Source organism: Streptomyces sp. NPDC002776 (assembly GCF_053592195.1).
The window spans coordinates 568732-584785 of record NZ_JBSFVG010000002.1 but is presented as its reverse complement, the minus strand read 5'-3'; the positions used below and the strand labels follow the sequence as shown (position 1 = coordinate 584785).

Sequence of the window (16054 nt, the reverse complement as noted above, 5' to 3'; positions counted from 1 at the left end):
CAGGAGCGTCGGCCGGTTGAGAACATGACAGGCATGCCCGCCCCCGATGCCACCGACGTCTCCCGCCTGTCTCGCCGTACCGCCCCACCGGCCTGGGTGGTGGTGGCCCTCGCCTGCGCGGGCCAGTTCCTCGTCGTGCTCGACGTGTCCGTGGTGAACACCGCGCTGCCGTCCATGCGCACCGGCCTCGGGCTGAGCGAGCAGGGGCTGCAGTGGGTGGTGAACGCCTACGCCATCGCCTTCGCCGGGTTCATGCTGCTCGGCGGCCGGGCCGGTGACCTCTACGGCCGCAAGCGGATGTTCCTGGTCGGGCTCGGCCTGTTCACCCTGGCCTCGCTCGGCGGCGGGCTCGCCCAGGACGACTGGCAGCTGCTGCTCGCGCGGGGGGTGCAGGGGCTCGGCGCGGCCGTACTGGCACCGGCCACGCTGACGATCGTCACCTCGGCGGTGCCGGAGGGCGCGGCCCGGGCGCGGGCCATAGCGACCTGGACCGCGGTGGGCGCGGGTGGCGGCGCGTTGGGCGGACTGGTCGGCGGTCTGCTGGTGGAGGTTCTGAGCTGGCGCTGGGTCCTGCTGATCAACGTCCCCGTCGGCGCGGTCGTGCTGTTCGCGGCCGCCCGCTACCTGGCCGAGAGCCGCGCGGGGGACGGACGCCGGCTCGACCTGCCGGGCGCGGTGCTGGTGACGGCGGGGCTCGCGACCCTGGCGTACGGGATCTCACAGACCGAGGCCGCGGGCTGGACGGCCACGGCCACGCTGGTGCCGCTGGCCGCCGGGCTCGCCATGATCGGGCTGTTCCTCGCGGTGGAGGCGCGGACGGCGGCGCCGCTGATGCCGCTCGGCCTGCTCGCGCGCCGGCCGGTGTCCTCGGCGAACGTGTCGATGTTCCTGTGCGGCTCCTCCATGTTCTGCATGTGGTTCTTCATGACGCTGTACGCGCAGAACGTCCTCGGCTACACCCCGCTGGAGGCCGGTCTCGCCCTGGTGCCCAGCTCCCTGGCGGTGATCGTCGGCTCCAAGCTCGCGCCCCGGCTGATGCACCGGCTCGGCGCGCGCGGCCTGGCGGTGCTCGGCAACGTCGTCGCGGTGGCCGGTTTCGGCTGGCAGTCCCTGATGACCGCGGACGGCTCCTACCTCACGGCGATCATGTTCCCCGGGATCCTGATGATGCTCGGCGCGGGGCTCGCGGCGACCCCCCTCGCCGCGCTCGCCACCGCCGGGGCGCCGCCGCAGGAGGCGGGCCTGGTGTCGGGGCTGGTGAACACGTCACGGGTCATGGGCGGTTCGCTGGGGCTCGCGGTGATGTCGACGATCGCGGCGGCCCGGACCGAGAGCAGCTCCGGCGGTACGGCGCGGGCGCTGACGGAGGGGTACGCGCTGGTGTTCCGTACGGGGGCCGGGGTGCTGCTGGCCGGGACGGTGCTGATGCTGGTGTGGCTGCCGCGGAAGGTGTCGGGGGAGGTGCCGGGGGTGGTTCTGGCGGAGGTGTCCGCGGATGTGTCTGCCAAGTGATGTCTGGCACGTGATGGCGAAGCCCTGGACCCTTGCCGCTGGGGGCCCCGAGGCCTATACCCACCCCTGCTCCCGGGCCGCCCGCAGGGCCTCCGGCGGGGTGTGGGTGGCCGTCTTGGTGAGGGCCGTGGCGAGGTGGGCGCGGACCGTGGACTCGGGGAGATGGAGGGCCGCGGCGACCGCGGCGACCGTCGCACCGTGCGTGGAGGCGCGCAGGACCTCGCACTCGTCGGCGGTGAGCGGGTTCGGCGCGGCGCCCTGGGACGCCGCCGCGAGCGCCGGGTCGATCACCGTCTCCCCGGTCAGCACCCGGCGGATCGCCCCGGCCAGCTCCTCCACGGGGCCGTCCTTCACCAGGATGCCCGCGGCGCCCGCGGCCATGGCCCGCCGCAGGTAGCCGGGCCGGGCCGACGTCGTCAGCAGCAGCACCCGGCAGTCGGGGGCCTGGTCGCGCAGGTCGGCCGCGGCGTCGAGGCCGCCTCGGCCGGGCAGTTCGACGTCGAGCAGGGCCACGTCGGGGCGGTGGACGAGTGCCGCGTCGACGAGTTCGTCGCCCCTGCCGACCTGTGCCACGACCTTCAGGTCCGGCTCCATCCCCAGCAGCACCGCCAGCGCGCCGCGCCGCGTGCCCTGGTCCTCGGCGAGCAGCACTCTGATGGACCTGGCGGGACGGTGATCCCGGGGCATCTCGTTCACGGGCCAAGCGTAGGGCGGGAGGGGGAGGCAGGCGACGCGGGAGAGCCATGGGGAGAGCTGACGCCATGTCAGGAGCCTTCACATGTGCCGGGCGCTCGGCTATAACGAGGGCGCCGGACTGGAACGCGTTCTAGGTCCTGACAGGACCGGGCCCGCCGACGCGATTCCGGGCCCGCCCCTACGCGACCTCGGCGCGGCCGACGGTGCGGACGACCGCGCCGAGGTCTCAGACCCTCAGGAGCCCCATGCCCATCGACGCAGCGAAGGCCGTAGCCGCCGAACCCCGGTCCGGCGAGATCTCCTGGACCGCCAAGGACGTCCAGCTCTACCACCTCGGCATCGGCGCCGGACGCCCGGCCACCGACCCCGACGAGCTGCGCTACACCCTGGAGTCCCGGCTGCAGGTGCTGCCCAGCTTCGCCACCGTCGCCGGCTCCGGCGCCCCCGGAGTGATCAGCGGCCTCTCCATGCCCGGCGTCGAGGTCGAGCTGGCCCGCGTCCTGCACGGCGGACAGAGCCTGGAGATCCACCGCCCGCTCCCCGTCGAGGGCACCGCGACCACCACCTCGCGCATCGCCGCCGTGTACGACAAGGGCAAGGCCGCCGTCCTGGTCCTACGTACCGAAGTCGGCGACGCCGACGGGCCTTTGTGGACCAACGACTCGCAGATCTTCATCCGGGACGAAGGGGGATGGGGCGGTGACCGAGGCCCCTCGGCCCGCCCCGAGCCGCCCACCGGTGAGCCCGACAAGATCGTCGAACGAGCGATCCGCGAGGACCAGGCGCTGCTCTACCGCCTCTCCGGCGACTGGAACCCCCTGCACGCCGACCCCGACTTCGCCGCCGAAGCGGGCTTCGACCGGCCCATCCTGCACGGCCTGTGCACCTACGGCATCACCCTCAAGGCGGTCGTCGACACCCTGCTGGGCGGTGAGGCGGACCGGGTGCGCACGTACGCCACCCGGTTCGCCGGGGTCGTGTACCCGGGGGAGACCTTGCGCATCCGTATGTGGGACCGGGGTGACACCGTCCGGGTCGCCGTCGGCGTCGTCGAACGGGACGACGCGCCCGCCCTCACCGACACCGTCGTCCACCACTCCTGAGTCACCGCTCCTGAGCCACCGCCCCTGAGCCACCACCACTCCTGAGTCACCGTCGAGGGGAGCCGCACCATGCGCGCAGCCGTACTGCACGAGACCGGCCAGGACAAACTGGAGGTCCTCGACGACGTCGAGGCGGTGGGATTCGGCCCCGGCCGGGTGAGGATCCGGGTGCGGGCCACCGGCCTGTGCCACTCGGACCTGTCCGCGATGAACGGCGTACTGCCCCAGCCGGCCCCCTTCGTGCCCGGCCACGAGGGCGCGGGGGAGATCCTCGAAGTCGGCGAAGGTGTCACCCACTTGAAGCCCGGGGACCGGGTCGTCGTGTGCTGGCTGCCCGCCTGCGGCGCCTGTCCCGCCTGCAAGCGCGGCCAGACCGAACTGTGCCTGGCCGGGTTCATGAACGCCGGCACCCCCAACTTCAAGCGCCCCGCCGGCGATGTCTTCGGCTTCGCCGGCACCGGCACCTTCGCCGAGGAGGTCGTCGTCGACGCCGGCTGCGCGGTGCCGGTCCCCGAGGACGTGCCCTTCGACATAGCCGCCCTCATCGGCTGCGGGGTCACCACCGGACTCGGCGCCGCGATCAACACCGCGGACGTGCGGGCCGGTTCGTCGGTCGCCGTCATCGGCTGCGGCGGGGTGGGCATCTCCGCGATCCAGGGCGCCCGGCTCAAGGGTGCCGCCGAGATCGTCGCCGTGGACCCCGTCCCGAGCCGCCGCGAGGCCGCGCTCGCCTTCGGCGCCACCAAGGCCGTCTCGCCCGACGAACTGCCCGGCGCCAAACAGGAGATCACGTCCGGTGAGGGCTTCGACTACGTCTTCGAGGTCGTCGGCAGGTCCGCCACCGCCCGCACCGCCTACGACAACACCCGGCGCGGCGGCACCCTGGTGATCGTCGGCGCGGGCGCCATGGACGACTTCCTCCAGCTGAACATGTTCGAGCTGTTCTTCGACGAGAAGCGCATCCTGCCGTCCCTGTACGGCGGCGGCGACGTGCTGCGCTCCTACGAGCGGACCATCGACCTCTGGCGGGCCGGCCGCGTCGACCTGGCCGGGCTGATCACGCACCGGGTGCCCCTGGCGGAGATCAACGAGGCCCTCGACCAGATGCGTACCGGCAGCGCGCTGCGTACGTGCATCGAGCTGTGATGGCCACCCCCTCGGGGGCCCCGCTGGAAGGGACCCCTTCAGGGGCCCCGCTGGAAGGGCTCACGGCCATCGTCACCGGCGCGGGCAGGGGCCTCGGCCGTGCCGAGGCGCTGGAACTCGCCCGGCTCGGCGCGGCCGTCGTCGTCAACGACTACGGGCAGCCGGGCCGGGACGGCTCCGGCGAGTCCTCCGCCGGACCCGCGGAGGAGACGGCCGCCGAGATCCGGGCGGCGGGCGGCCACGCCCTCGCGCACACCGGGGACGTGGCCGACTTCCAACAGGCGGGTCAGCTGGTTCAGTTGGCGGTGGAGGAGTTCGGCAAGCTGGACATCCTCGTCAACAACGCGGGCATCCTGCGCGACCGCATGGTCTTCTCGATGACCGAGGACGAGTGGGACTCGGTGATCCGCGTCCACCTCAAGGGCCACTTCAACACCACCCGCTTCGCGGCCGCGCACTGGCGTGAGCGGTCCAAGGCGGACGGCAAGCCGGTGTACGGCAGGATCGTGAACACCTCCTCGGAGGCGTTCCTCGCCGGATCCGCCGGACAGCCCAACTACGCCGCCGCCAAGGGCGGAATCGTCGGCCTGACCACCTCCACGGCACTGGCGCTCGCCAAGTACGGGGCGACGGTCAACGCCATCTGCCCCCGGGCGCGGACCCGGATGACCGAGGACGTCTTCGGCAAGCCCGCCGAGGGCGGCCTCGACCCGCTCGCCCCCGAGCATGTCGCTCCGCTCGTCGGCTACTTGTCTTCACCCGCCGCCGCCCGCGTCAACGGCCAGCTGCTCGTCGTGCACGGCGGCATGGTCGCGGTCGTCGAACGGCCGCGGATACGGGCCCAGTTCGACAGCAAGCAGGTCACCTTCTCCTACGACGAGCTGGACGCCGTACTCACCGCGCACTACGCGGACCGGCCGCCGGGGGAGACGTTCGCGGCGACGGAAGTGCTGGGGCTGAAGCGGGCGTAGACGCGCGGGACTTGGCCTGGGACTAGGGATTGGGCTTGGGCTTGGACACGGAACGGCCCCCGCACTTCTCATCGAAGTGCGGGGGCCGTTCCGTCGTTCAGGCCGCCGACTCGTTCTGCTCGGCCGGCTTGCGGTGACGGCCGCGGGGGGCCGCCTCGCCGTCGTGGGACGAGACCGGACCGCGGTGCCTGCCGTGACCTGAGTTCTCCTGGTCGTGGGCGGGCGGCTGGGTCATAATGGCGTCGCTCATCGGAAAATTCACCCCGTCAACATGATCTTTCGGACAGCCGAGCGAGTTTAACCGGCACGTCTCGGGCCGAATCCAGCCGCACACGCCAACCGCCGCTACTTCGTTACAAGACGCGCCAACGGGGCCTGCTGCAACGGCACGGGCCGTGCCGGGGCCGGGGCCGATGGGGTGGGTGGCTGGTCCTGTCGCGGGTCCGGTGCGGCGCCGTCTTGGTGGGTCGCGCAGTTCCCCGCGCCCCTCACGGGGGCTTCCGGGACCGGGGTTTCCCAGCACGCCACGCCGCACGGTACCGCCCGCGTCGAGTACGGCAGCTGGAGCGCCCCCTCCCGCGTCCACCAGCCCGCACCCGCCAACCACCCCTCGGGCGCCGGAAGATGGCGCATCTGCTTCTCGGCGGGCCGCCACACCCCGACCCAGCTGCCGAGCGGACCGTCCACCCGCAGCGCCACCGAGCAGTTCTCCGGCATCAGCACCTGCCCCGGCTGAACCGCGAACGGCGTCACCGAGCAGTCCGGCACCCGCAGACACTCCGGGAACCGCACCGGCAGGGTGCTGCCCAGCACGCCCCACCCCAGCCGCGGCGGCTGCCCGGGTTCCGGCGCGTCCGAGCCGATCAGCAGCAGCCCGCTGTCCGCGTCCGCGAGCAGCAGCCGGTCGTCGCTCTCCGCCGCGATCTGCAGCAGCGGCGACACCTCGCCGCCGCGCTCCAGGTCCACCACGACCGTCTTGGTCCGGCCGCCGACCTCCCGGTCCAGCGCCAGCATCCGCCCCGTGCGGTCCAGCCACACCCCGCCCGAGCAGCGCCCCGGGACCTCGGCCAGGTGCTCCGGCCCGAAGGCGCCGCCCGCCACCAGCCACACCGTGCTCGTGTACCGGCCCACGGCGAGGGCGTACGCCCTGCGCCCGCACGGCGCCGGGGGCAGCAGCCGGATCCGGGTGTCGGCGTCGGGGCACTCGACCGCGCCGATCAGCAGCTCGCCGGTGCCGGGCCCGGTGGGATAGAGCAGCGTGAAGACATGCCGTCCGTCGGTGGGCCGGCGGATCAGGACCCGTCCGTCACCCATCGGCTGCACCTCGGTGCCGGGCTCCTCCGGCTGGTTGCCGGGCAGCGGCACGGCGTACGGCTCGGGTCCGTCCAGGGTCCAGCGCTCCGGGAACCAGCAGTCGCCGTCCAGCGCGAGGCGCGCGGCATAGGCGCCGTCCGCGGTGATCACGCACCCCGCTTGCGGCGCCTCGGACCCGGCAGCGGCGGGTTCGATGGCACAGGCCGTCATCGTCTGGTCACCTCCGGCGACGAAGCTAGTTTTCGCACGCACAGACGTGGGACCGGCAGGCGGCCGCTTCACACATAAGGGTGTTCCAGGAACGATTCACCTGAGGGAATGGGGGCGGGTGTGCTGCGCGGGGCGCGGGGCGCCTGCGGGGCCGTAGGGAGGTGACTCCTCGGAAACCCCGCGACGGGGGCCCGGCGGTGGTGCGATGGTGGTGCGATGGTCGTACGGCGGTTCTGCGGCACAGAACGGCCAGGTAGCCTTTTCCCGTGCCCCGTCTGTCTGAAGTCATCGCCGCGCTGGAGAACCTGTGGCCCGCCGAGCGGGCCGAGTCCTGGGACGCGGTCGGCACCGTCGTGGGCGACCCCGACCAGGAGGTCACCCGGGTCCTGTTCGCCGTCGACCCGGTCCAGGAGATCGTCGACGAGGCGGTCAAGCTGGACGCCGACCTGCTCGTCACCCACCACCCGCTCTACCTGCGCGGTACGACGACGGTAGCGGCCTCGCACTTCAAGGGCCGGGTCGTCCACACCCTGATCAAGAACGACATCGCGCTGCACGTGGCGCACACCAACGCCGACACGGCGGACCCCGGAGTGAGCGACGCGCTGGCCGGCGCCCTGGACCTGCGGGTCGTACGGCCCCTGGTGCCGGACCCGGCCGACGCGTCCGGACGCCGCGGCCTCGGCCGTATCTGCGAACTGGACCACCCGGTCACCGTCCGCGATCTCGCCGCCCGCGCCGCCGCCCGGCTGCCCGCCACCGCGCAGGGCATCCGGGTCGCCGGCGACCCCGAGACGACTGTCCGGACGATCGCCGTCAGCGGCGGCTCGGGCGACAGCCTCTTCGACGCCGTACGAGCCTCGGGCGTCGACGCCTTCCTCACCGCGGACCTGCGCCACCACCCGGCGTCCGAAGCGGTGTCCCACACTCCTCTCGCGCTGCTCGACGCGGCGCACTGGGCCACCGAGTGGCCCTGGTGCGAGCAGGCCGCCGCCCAGCTCGACGAGATCTCCGACCGCCATGGCTGGAACCTCCGCGTCCATGTCTCGAAGACGGTCACAGACCCCTGGACCAGTCACTCCCCTTCACCTGGAGCCCCCAACTGAACGCCGCGCCCGCCGACCAGATCCGCCTTCTCGAGGTCCAGGCCCTCGACGTCCGCCTCCAGCAGCTCGCGCACAAGCGCCGGTCGCTGCCCGAGCACGCCGAGATCGAGTCGCTGACCAAGGACCTCACCCAGCTGCGCGACCTGCTCGTGGCCGCCCAGACCGAGGAGAGCGACACCGCCCGCGAGCAGACCAAGGCCGAGCAGGACGTCGACCAGGTCCGCCAGCGCGCCGTCCGCGATCAGCAGCGCCTGGACTCCGGCGCGGTCAGCTCCCCGAAGGACCTGGAGAACCTTCAGCGCGAGATCGCCTCCCTCGCCAAGCGCCAGGGCGACCTGGAGGACGTGGTCCTGGAGGTCATGGAGCGCCGTGAGTCCGCGCAGGAGCGGGTCGCCGAGCTGACCGAGCGGGTCGGCTCCGTGGAGTCGAAGATCGACGATGCGACCAGCCGCCGCGACGCCGCGTTCGAGTCGCTGGACGGTGAGGCGGCGACCGTGACCAAGGAGCGCGAGGTCATCGCGGGCGCGATCCCGGCCGACCTCCTCAAGCTCTACGAGAAGCTGCGCGAGCAGCAGGGCGGGGTCGGCGCGGCCAAGCTGCAGGCGCGTACCTGCCAGGGCTGCCGCCAGGAGCTGTCGATCACCGACATCAACGAGATCCGCGCGGCGGCGCCCGACACGGTGGTGCGCTGCGAGAACTGCCGCCGCATCCTGGTGCGTACGGCGGAATCGGGTCTGTAGACCTTGGCCGGCCGGTAAGGGGCTTGGTTCGTGAGGGAGTTCATCGTCGAGGCGGACGGCGGGTCACGGGGCAACCCGGGGCCCGCGGGCTACGGCGCGGTGGTCTTCGACGCCGCTACGGGGCAGACGCTGGCGGAGCGCGCCGAGTACCTCGGCGTCGTCACGAACAACGTCGCCGAGTACCGGGGCCTGCTGGCCGGCCTGCGAGCCGCGTTCGACCTGGACCCGACCGCGACGGTGCACGTTCGCATGGACTCCAAGCTCGTCGTGGAGCAGATGTCGGGCCGCTGGAAGATCAAGCACCCCGACATGAAGCCGCTGGCCATGGAGGCGTCACGGGTGTTCCCACCGGAGCGGGTGACGTACGAGTGGATCCCACGGGAGCGGAACAAGGTGGCGGATCGCTTGGCCAACGAGGCGATGGACGCGGGGACTTCTGGAGCGGCGGAGGTCTCGGCGGACTCGGTGGCCCCGGTCGCCGGAGGTGCCGCAGCCGCTGGAGCGGACGCCTCCAGGCCCGCAGCCGCCAGGGCTGACGCCGCCACGACTGACGCCGCCGCGACCGACCCCGCCAAGGCCGACGCCGACGTCCGTGCCGCGAAGACCGTGGCGAGTCCCGGATGGGCTCCCGCCGACATGGGCGCGCCCGCGACCTTCGTGCTCCTGCGCCACGGCGAAACCGCGCTGACTCCGCAGAAGCGGTTCTCCGGAAGCGGCGGCAGCGACCCCGTGCTGTCGGAGATCGGCCGGGACCAGGCCGAGCGGGTCGGCGCCGCGCTGGCCCGGCGCGGGACGATCCAGGCCATCGTGGCGTCCCCCCTCGCCCGTACCCGCGAGACCGCAGCCGCCGTAGCCAGGCGGCTCGGCCTTGAGGTGGCCGTCGACGAGGGCCTGCGCGAGACGGACTTCGGCGCCTGGGAGGGCCTGACCTTCGGCGAGGTCCGCGACCGCTACCCGGACGACCTCAACGCCTGGCTCGCCGACCCCGAGGCCCGCCCCACCGGCAACGGCGAGAGCTTCACCGAGACCGCCACCCGTATCGCCGCGACCCGCGACAAGCTGATCGCCGCCTACGCCGGCCGCACGGTCCTCCTGGTCAGCCATGTCACGCCGATCAAGACCTTCGTACGGCTGGCCCTGGGGGCCCCGCCCGAGTCCCTGTTCCGGATGGAACTCTCGGCGGCCTCCCTGTCGGCGGTGGCGTACTACGCCGACGGCAACGCGAGCGTACGGCTCTTCAACGACACGTCCCACCTGCGCTGAGCCCCGCCGCGGCCCGGGCCAGCGCCTCGATCCGGGCCCAGTCCCGAGCGGCGACGGCATCGCCGGGAATCATCCAACTCCCGCCCACACAACCCACATTGGGCAACGCCAGATACTCAGGCGCGGACTCGACCCCGATCCCCCCGGTCGGACAGAACCGCGCCTGCGGCAACGGCCCGGCCAGAGACCTCAGATACGCCGTCCCCCCGGCGGCCTGCGCCGGAAAGAACTTCATCTCCCGCACCCCGCGCTCCAACAGCGCGACGACCTCGGAAGCCGTCGACACCCCCGGCAGGAACGGCACGCCGGACGACCGCATGGCCTCCAGCAGTACGTCCGTCCAGCCCGGACTGACAAGGAAACGTGCCCCGGCGTCGACGGCCGCCGTCACCTGATCCGGCTTGATGACGGTGCCCGCCCCGACGACGGCATCCGGCACGTCGGCCGCGATGGCCCGTATCGCATCCAGCGCCCCCGCTGTCCGCAGGGTCACCTCGATCGCGGGCAGCCCCCCGGCCACGAGCGCCCGAGTGAGCGGCACGGCGTCGGACGCGTCCTCGATCACGACGACAGGGAGGACGGGGGCGAGATCCAGCACGGAGGTCATGCCGGACATCCTGCCGCCGCCGTGCAGTATGTGCAAAGGTCATTGCGCATACTGCAATGGAATGGCAGATGGTTCAGTGAATCTCGTCCACCAGCACATCCAGCGACCAAGAGGCACCGGCCTTGCTCGGCACCGTGGCCTCCACCTCGTACCCGAGATCCCGCAGCGCCTCGACCAGCTCGGCCGGACCACCGGGCTTCGTGCCGGACGTGAGCAGACTGCGCACGATCCGCCCCTTCGTCGCCTTGTTGAAGTGGCTGACGACCTTCCGGGTCGGCGCATGCAGCACCCGTACGCTCGCCGTCCGCCCGGCGATCTCACCCGTGGGCTTCCAGGCCGCCGCGTACGCGGCGGACCGCAGATCCAGTACGAGCCCGTCCCCCGCGGCGTCGGGAAGCGCCGCCGCCATGGCCGTACGCCAATGAGTGCTCAGCGCTCCGAGCCCCGGCAGCTTCACGCCCATCGAGCACCGGTAGGAGGGGATCTTGTCGGTCACCCGGACCGCACCCCACAGCCCCGAGAACACGAGCACCGAGCGCCCCGCCCGCTTCTTGGCGGCGGTGTCGAGGGAGGCGAGGTCGAGGGCGTCGTAGAGGACACCGGTGTAGATCTCCCCGGCGGGCCGAGCACCAGCGGTCCGCAGCTCGGCATTCTTGGAGACCTCGCCCCGCAGCCCCTCACTCAGCCCGAGAACCTCCCGCGCCTTCTCCTCGTCCGCCGCACACAGCTCGACGAGTTCGTCGAGTACGGCCGCACGGGCCTCGGCGAGCCCCGGCAGCGACAGCGACTCCAGCTTCAACGGGGCACCACGGCCGGAAGACGCCTTGCCTTCGGAGGGCGGCAGCAGGACAAGCACGGGTGGATCTCCTTCTGTAGAACTCGGCCAAGCGTACGGTGTGCCTCCGGGCGGCCTCCGCCCTACGCTCGCTGTATGCCTCGCCGCCACATCCGCGTGACCGACGCCCCGGAAGCCCCGCTTCGGGCCGCCCTCACCGCGTTGCGAACCGAGCTCGACATCGACGAGACCTTCCCGCCGGAGGTACTGGCGGAAGCCGAGAGGGCCGCGCGAGACCCCGCGCTGCCGGTGGAGGACGCCACGGACGTCCCCCTCTTCACCATCGACCCACCCACGTCCACCGACCTCGACCAGGCGATGCACCTGTCCCGCCACGGCACCGGCTACCGCGTGCGGTACGCCATCGCGGACGTGGCCGCCTTCGTCGAACCGGGCACGGCGCTCGACGCCGAGACCCACCGCCGCGTCATGACCCTCTACTTTCCGGACACCCGCATCCCCCTGCACCCGGCGGTCCTCAGCGAGGGCGCGGCGAGCCTGCTGCCGGGCCAGACCCGCCCGGCGGCGCTGTGGACGATCGACCTCGACGCGGAAGGCCGCCCGCTGACCGTGGACGTCCGCCGCTCACTGGTCCGCAGCAGGGCGAAGCTGGACTACGCGGCCGTACAGAAGGAGATCGAGGACGGAACGGCCGAGGAGCCGCTGGCCCTGCTGGCGGAGATCGGCCGGCTGAGGGAGGCCCTGGAGGTGGACAGGGGAGGCATCTCCCTGAACGTCCCCGAGCAGGAGATCGTGCAGCGCAACGGCGGTTACGAACTGAGCTTCCGGGCCCCGCTCCCGGCGGAGGGCTGGAACGCGCAGATCTCCCTCCTGACCGGGCTGGCGGCGGCGGATCTGATGCTGTCGTCCGGCACGGGTGTGCTGCGCACGCTCCCGGCCGCCCCGGACGGAGCGGTGGGCCGCCTGCGCCGTACCGCGCACGCCCTGCACATCGACTGGCCGCACCACGTGTCGTATGCGCAGCTGGTGCGCTCCCTGGACCCTTCGGTACCGCACCACGCGGCGTTCCTGCAGGAGTGCACGACGCTGCTGCGGGGCGCGGGCTACACGGTCTTCCGGGACGGCGACCTCCCGGACATCGTGACGCACTCGGCGGTGGCTTCGCCGTACGCCCACTGCACCGCCCCTTTGCGCCGCCTGGCCGACCGCTTCGCGTCCGAGCTGTGCCTCGCGGCGGCAGCGGGCGGGCCCCCGCCGGAGTGGGTCCTCTCGGCCATGGACGCGCTGCCCAAGGAGATGGCGGACGGTTCGCGGCGGGCCGGGACGGTGGAGCGGTCGTGCGTGGACATCGTGGAGGCGGCGCTGATGGAGGGCCGGGTGGGGGAGGTGTTCGACGCGTGGGTGGTGGACGTGGACGGGCGCCGGCCGGGGGTCGGGACGGTGCAGTTGGAGAGCCCGGCGGTGATAGGGCGGGTGGAGAGCGGCGACGGGGCGCTGCCATTGGGGGAGCGGGTGCGCGTACGCCTCACGCAGGCGGATCCGGTGGCGGCGAAGGTACGTTTCGCTCCCGCGTGACGATCTGGACGGTCCGCCGGATGGCTTCGGCCTGGGCGGGGGCGAAGTCGGCGTAGAGGGCGCGGAGGAAGCTGTTGTCGTGGTCGATGGGAGCGGCGGGCGTGAGGTCGCCGGGGAGACAGTCGACGAGGGCCCGGGCGGCCTGCTCCACCCGGGGATCGTCGGGTTCGGCGTCGGCGAGGTCGTCGAGGAGGGCGTAGGCGGCACGAGCGCGCTCGACGCCGGCGGGGTCCTCCATGGCTGCGCTCATGATCCCCGAGAGCCGCTCGCGCTCCTCCGGACCGGCGGTGCTCTCCATGAGGGCGAGGATCTCCCGGTCCTTGGCGGCCATGGGGGAGTCGGAGAGATGGGCGGTACGGCGGAAGAGGGAGGCAAGCTCGGGAGAAACGGGCCCTTCGACGGAGACCCCGTCCTCCATGAGCGCCCGCAACCGAGCCCGCCGCTCCCGTAGCGCAGCCTCCTGCCGAGCAAGATCCTCGTCGAGCTCGGCAAGCACCTCGGCGAGATCCTTCCCGACATCATCGGCCAGCACATCCCGCACCTCCCCGAGCCCGAGCCCCAACTCGGTGAGCCGCCTTATACGAGCGAGCACGACGGCATGCCGGAGGGTGTAGTCCCGGTACCCATTGCTCAGCCGCTCGGGCTCCGGGAGCAGCCCGAGATGGTGGTAATGCCGAATGGCTCGGGTGGTGACCCCAACCGCATCGGCCAGCTCTCCGATACGCATACGACCAGTAGAAACCTTGACGCGACGGCAGGGTCAAGCGAGCGGTGTCCTGACGGTGCCAGGGCTCGTGTGCCACGATCGAGGGAACGGTTGCCGATCTCACGTACAGGTGATCAGCCGATGTCCGACTCTGGCGAGCGACCGAAGGAGGGGCGTGACATGACTGCCGTGGCCCACGAGCCGCTCACGCAGGAACAGGTCCTGCTGGAGGGCTTTCTCGCCCTGGACACCCCGGAGGGATTCCGGGCGGAGCTGATCGAGGGGGAGATCGTTGTGACGCCGCCGCCGGACGGGGATCACGAGAAGTACATCAGCCGGATCGTGCGGCAAGTGATCAAGCTGTCCCGGATCGAGATGGATTTCTCCGGGAACAAAGGGCTGAGGCTGGCAAGGGAGGAAGCGGGCCCGGCACACCATGTGATCCCTGACGTCACCTTCGCGCCCGTCGATGCAGACGCCTTCGGGGGCGCCGGCTCTTGGATGCCCTGCGTTGGCGTCGCCATGGTTGTGGAGGTGACGGCCACCCGGCCCAGGGCCGACAGGGACGCCAAGCGTCGCTGCTACGCCCGCGGCGGCATCCCCCTCTACTTGCTCATCGACCGTGACTCGTCCTCGATCACACTCTTCAGCGATCCGGAGAAGGACGACTACCGGGAGCACCGCACCCGTCCCTTCGGCAAGGCCATCACCCTCCCCGCCCCGTTCGCCTTCGACCTGGAGACGTCCGACTTCCTCTGAGCGCCTAGTACCATGGTCGACACGGCAGACGAGCCGGGCGGGCGGCCGCGTGGAGGTTCTTGGACCTCCCCGAGGAACGTCCGGGCTCCACAGGGCAGGGTGGTGGCTAACGGCCACCCGGGGTGACCCGCGGGACAGTGCCACAGAAAGCAAACCGCCGGGGGCCGCAAGGCCCTCGGTAAGGGTGAAACGGTGGTGTAAGAGACCACCAGCGCCTGAGGTGACTCAGGCGGCTAGGTAAACCCCACCCGGAGCAAGGTCAAGAGGGGCCGCCTTTCGAGGTGACCCTGCGCGGACGTTCGAGGGCTGCCCGCCCGAGTCCGCGGGTAGACCGCACGAGGCCGGTGGCAACGCCGGCCCTAGATGGATGGCCGTCGCCGGGGGCCCCGCGAGGAACCCCCGGAACAGAACCCGGCGTACAGCCCGACTCGTCTGCCGCCACTCCGCGTCGGTCGGTTCCGTCGCGGACAGCTATGACTGTCAGTCTTTTCGCACCGGATCCCGCAAGGATCGGGTAGTCCCGGCTGAGGCGGTCTGACTCTTGCTTACGACTGACCCCGTGAGTGTCCTGGCGTTGATCTGTCGACCGTCCGGCCGGGCACGCAGCAACCGCCGCCGCCTGCGCATGCACCGGACTTTCGGCTATCTCACCCCGGCCGCAGCATCAGCGCACCCTCGCGGCATCACAATCACGTGTCCGGATCACGGGGAAACTGCACGGACACAAGATCACTTTCTAAAGCCCTGCAGCGTCGGCAGGGCCTGGTGGAAACAGTCACACCACCCCGCTGACCTGCAACATCATCCCCGTCGGACAGATGAAAACGGATCATTGTGCGCAATTCTTACTTATGTACTTGCGTGAGTGGGGGTGTGCGGCATACTTCACGCCTGTGAACCCCAACGACGCCCAGCAAGTGCACCAGGTGTGGAGCCAGTTGCTCACCTGGCTTACAGAAAACGCCCCCAACAATGCGGGCGCACTCGCCCCCGGCGCCCACCCCAACGACATTGCCACCGCTGAGCAAGCCATCGGCCGCACCTTCCCCCCGGCCCTCGCCACCCTCCTTGGCCTCACCAACGGCGTAAAGCCCGGCTCCGCACGCGAAACCCGTGCCGGGGCAGCCACTGAAGGTCTCTTCCTGCACAGCGACCGGCACCTGCTCTCCACCACCCATATCCCCGAGGTGTACGCCTACCAGAGGCAGCGCGGCACCGAAGGCGGCAACGACGACTACTGGCAGCCCGGGTGGATTCCCTTCGCCGTCGACGCAGACTGGCTCTGCGGCTTGTTCATCGACTCCCGCACCGCAGCCGTCGGCACGTGGAGCGACTACGGCGAGATCCGCGAGCACGCCTTCCCTGACCTGCCCGCTTTCTTCGACCATCAGCTCCAGCTTATGAGGAGGCTTGTCCCGGAAGGCGAGCACTACGAGATCAAGCCGCTCAGTGCGCGTACGGCTGATGACCCTCCGGGATGCATCACGGGCGGCGTCATTGAATGGGATTGACAAGCACGAACCCCCCACGGCTTCCCGTGGGGGGTTCGT

Annotated in this window: 16 protein-coding genes and 1 other RNA gene; 11 read left to right on the top strand and 6 right to left on the bottom strand. The window is 71.5% G+C overall.

What is annotated here, in order from left to right:
- Positions 1–24 precede the first annotated feature (24 nt).
- Entirely contained in the window at positions 25–1512 is a 1488-nt protein-coding gene (locus ACWD11_RS06830; protein ID WP_389416327.1) for an MFS transporter, read from the top strand.
- 54 nt (positions 1513–1566) lie between these two features.
- On the opposite strand, the gene ACWD11_RS06825 is transcribed toward ACWD11_RS06830, so the two are convergent.
- On the bottom strand, positions 1567–2199 hold the full coding sequence (locus ACWD11_RS06825; protein WP_451281873.1) for a response regulator: 633 nt from the start codon (positions 2197–2199) through the stop codon (positions 1567–1569).
- A gap of 254 nt (positions 2200–2453) precedes the next feature.
- Between ACWD11_RS06825 and ACWD11_RS06820 the strand changes: the two genes are divergently transcribed.
- From ACWD11_RS06820 to ACWD11_RS06810, 3 genes are all read left to right on the top strand, one after another.
- Positions 2454–3311, top strand: coding sequence for a MaoC/PaaZ C-terminal domain-containing protein (locus tag ACWD11_RS06820; RefSeq protein WP_451281697.1), 858 nt, complete (start codon positions 2454–2456; stop codon positions 3309–3311).
- 69 nt (positions 3312–3380) lie between these two features.
- On the top strand, positions 3381–4457 hold the full coding sequence (locus ACWD11_RS06815; protein WP_389416329.1) for a Zn-dependent alcohol dehydrogenase: 1077 nt from the start codon (positions 3381–3383) through the stop codon (positions 4455–4457).
- Positions 4457–5428, top strand: a complete 972-nt coding sequence (locus tag ACWD11_RS06810) for a 3-oxoacyl-ACP reductase (RefSeq protein ID WP_451281695.1) — start codon at positions 4457–4459, stop codon at positions 5426–5428. Before ACWD11_RS06815 ends, ACWD11_RS06810 begins: the two co-directional genes overlap by 1 nt.
- A 97-nt stretch (positions 5429–5525) precedes the next feature.
- Here the strand turns inward: ACWD11_RS06810 and ACWD11_RS06805 are convergent, their stop codons facing one another.
- Positions 5526–5678 carry a hypothetical protein gene (locus ACWD11_RS06805; RefSeq protein ID WP_451281693.1) on the bottom strand — a complete coding sequence of 51 codons (153 nt, stop codon included), beginning with the start codon at positions 5676–5678 and terminating at the stop codon, positions 5526–5528.
- Positions 5679–5773: 95 nt separating this feature from the next.
- Positions 5774–6952, bottom strand: coding sequence for a hypothetical protein (locus ACWD11_RS06800; RefSeq protein WP_451281691.1), 1179 nt, complete (start codon positions 6950–6952; stop codon positions 5774–5776).
- 266 nt (positions 6953–7218) lie between these two features.
- Between ACWD11_RS06800 and ACWD11_RS06795 the strand changes: the two genes are divergently transcribed.
- Genes ACWD11_RS06795 through ACWD11_RS06785 form a run of 3 tightly spaced genes read left to right on the top strand, consistent with a single transcriptional unit; the run spans position 7219 to position 10061 of the window.
- A complete protein-coding gene (locus ACWD11_RS06795; RefSeq protein ID WP_451281689.1) occupies positions 7219–8058 on the top strand; it encodes a Nif3-like dinuclear metal center hexameric protein in 840 nt (279 codons plus the stop codon).
- A complete protein-coding gene (locus tag ACWD11_RS06790; protein ID WP_389416442.1) occupies positions 8055–8798 on the top strand; it encodes a zinc ribbon domain-containing protein in 744 nt (247 codons plus the stop codon). Before ACWD11_RS06795 ends, ACWD11_RS06790 begins: the two co-directional genes overlap by 4 nt.
- A 30-nt stretch (positions 8799–8828) precedes the next feature.
- Positions 8829–10061, top strand: a complete 1233-nt coding sequence (locus ACWD11_RS06785) for a bifunctional RNase H/acid phosphatase (RefSeq protein WP_451281687.1) — start codon at positions 8829–8831, stop codon at positions 10059–10061.
- Here ACWD11_RS06785 and eda read toward each other — a convergent pair.
- Positions 10036–10668 carry a bifunctional 4-hydroxy-2-oxoglutarate aldolase/2-dehydro-3-deoxy-phosphogluconate aldolase gene (gene eda / locus ACWD11_RS06780; protein ID WP_451281685.1) on the bottom strand — a complete coding sequence of 211 codons (633 nt, stop codon included), beginning with the start codon at positions 10666–10668 and terminating at the stop codon, positions 10036–10038. The genes ACWD11_RS06785 and eda overlap by 26 nt on opposite strands.
- A gap of 73 nt (positions 10669–10741) precedes the next feature.
- Positions 10742–11524 (bottom strand): peroxide stress protein YaaA, encoded by a 783-nt coding sequence (gene yaaA, locus ACWD11_RS06775; protein WP_451281683.1) that lies wholly within the window; start codon positions 11522–11524, stop codon positions 10742–10744.
- Positions 11525–11599: 75 nt separating this feature from the next.
- Between yaaA and ACWD11_RS06770 the strand changes: the two genes are divergently transcribed.
- Positions 11600–13039: an RNB domain-containing ribonuclease gene (locus tag ACWD11_RS06770; protein ID WP_451281681.1), complete on the top strand. Its 1440-nt coding sequence runs from the start codon at positions 11600–11602 to the stop codon at positions 13037–13039.
- Here ACWD11_RS06770 and ACWD11_RS06765 read toward each other — a convergent pair.
- A complete protein-coding gene (locus tag ACWD11_RS06765; RefSeq protein WP_451281680.1) occupies positions 12990–13766 on the bottom strand; it encodes a MerR family transcriptional regulator in 777 nt (258 codons plus the stop codon). The two genes, ACWD11_RS06770 and ACWD11_RS06765, sit on opposite strands and share 50 nt — an antisense overlap.
- Positions 13767–13925: 159 nt before the next feature.
- Here ACWD11_RS06765 and ACWD11_RS06760 point away from each other — a divergent pair, with 159 nt between their 5' ends.
- The 3 genes from ACWD11_RS06760 to ACWD11_RS06750 all read left to right on the top strand — a co-directional run bounded on the left by ACWD11_RS06760 (position 13926) and on the right by ACWD11_RS06750 (position 16015).
- Positions 13926–14504: a Uma2 family endonuclease gene (locus ACWD11_RS06760; RefSeq protein ID WP_451281678.1), complete on the top strand. Its 579-nt coding sequence runs from the start codon at positions 13926–13928 to the stop codon at positions 14502–14504.
- 29 nt (positions 14505–14533) lie between these two features.
- Positions 14534–14939, top strand: an RNA gene (rnpB, locus tag ACWD11_RS06755) — RNase P RNA component class A.
- 458 nt (positions 14940–15397) lie between these two features.
- Positions 15398–16015 carry an SMI1/KNR4 family protein gene (locus tag ACWD11_RS06750; protein WP_389416341.1) on the top strand — a complete coding sequence of 206 codons (618 nt, stop codon included), beginning with the start codon at positions 15398–15400 and terminating at the stop codon, positions 16013–16015.
- Positions 16016–16054 lie beyond the last annotated feature (39 nt).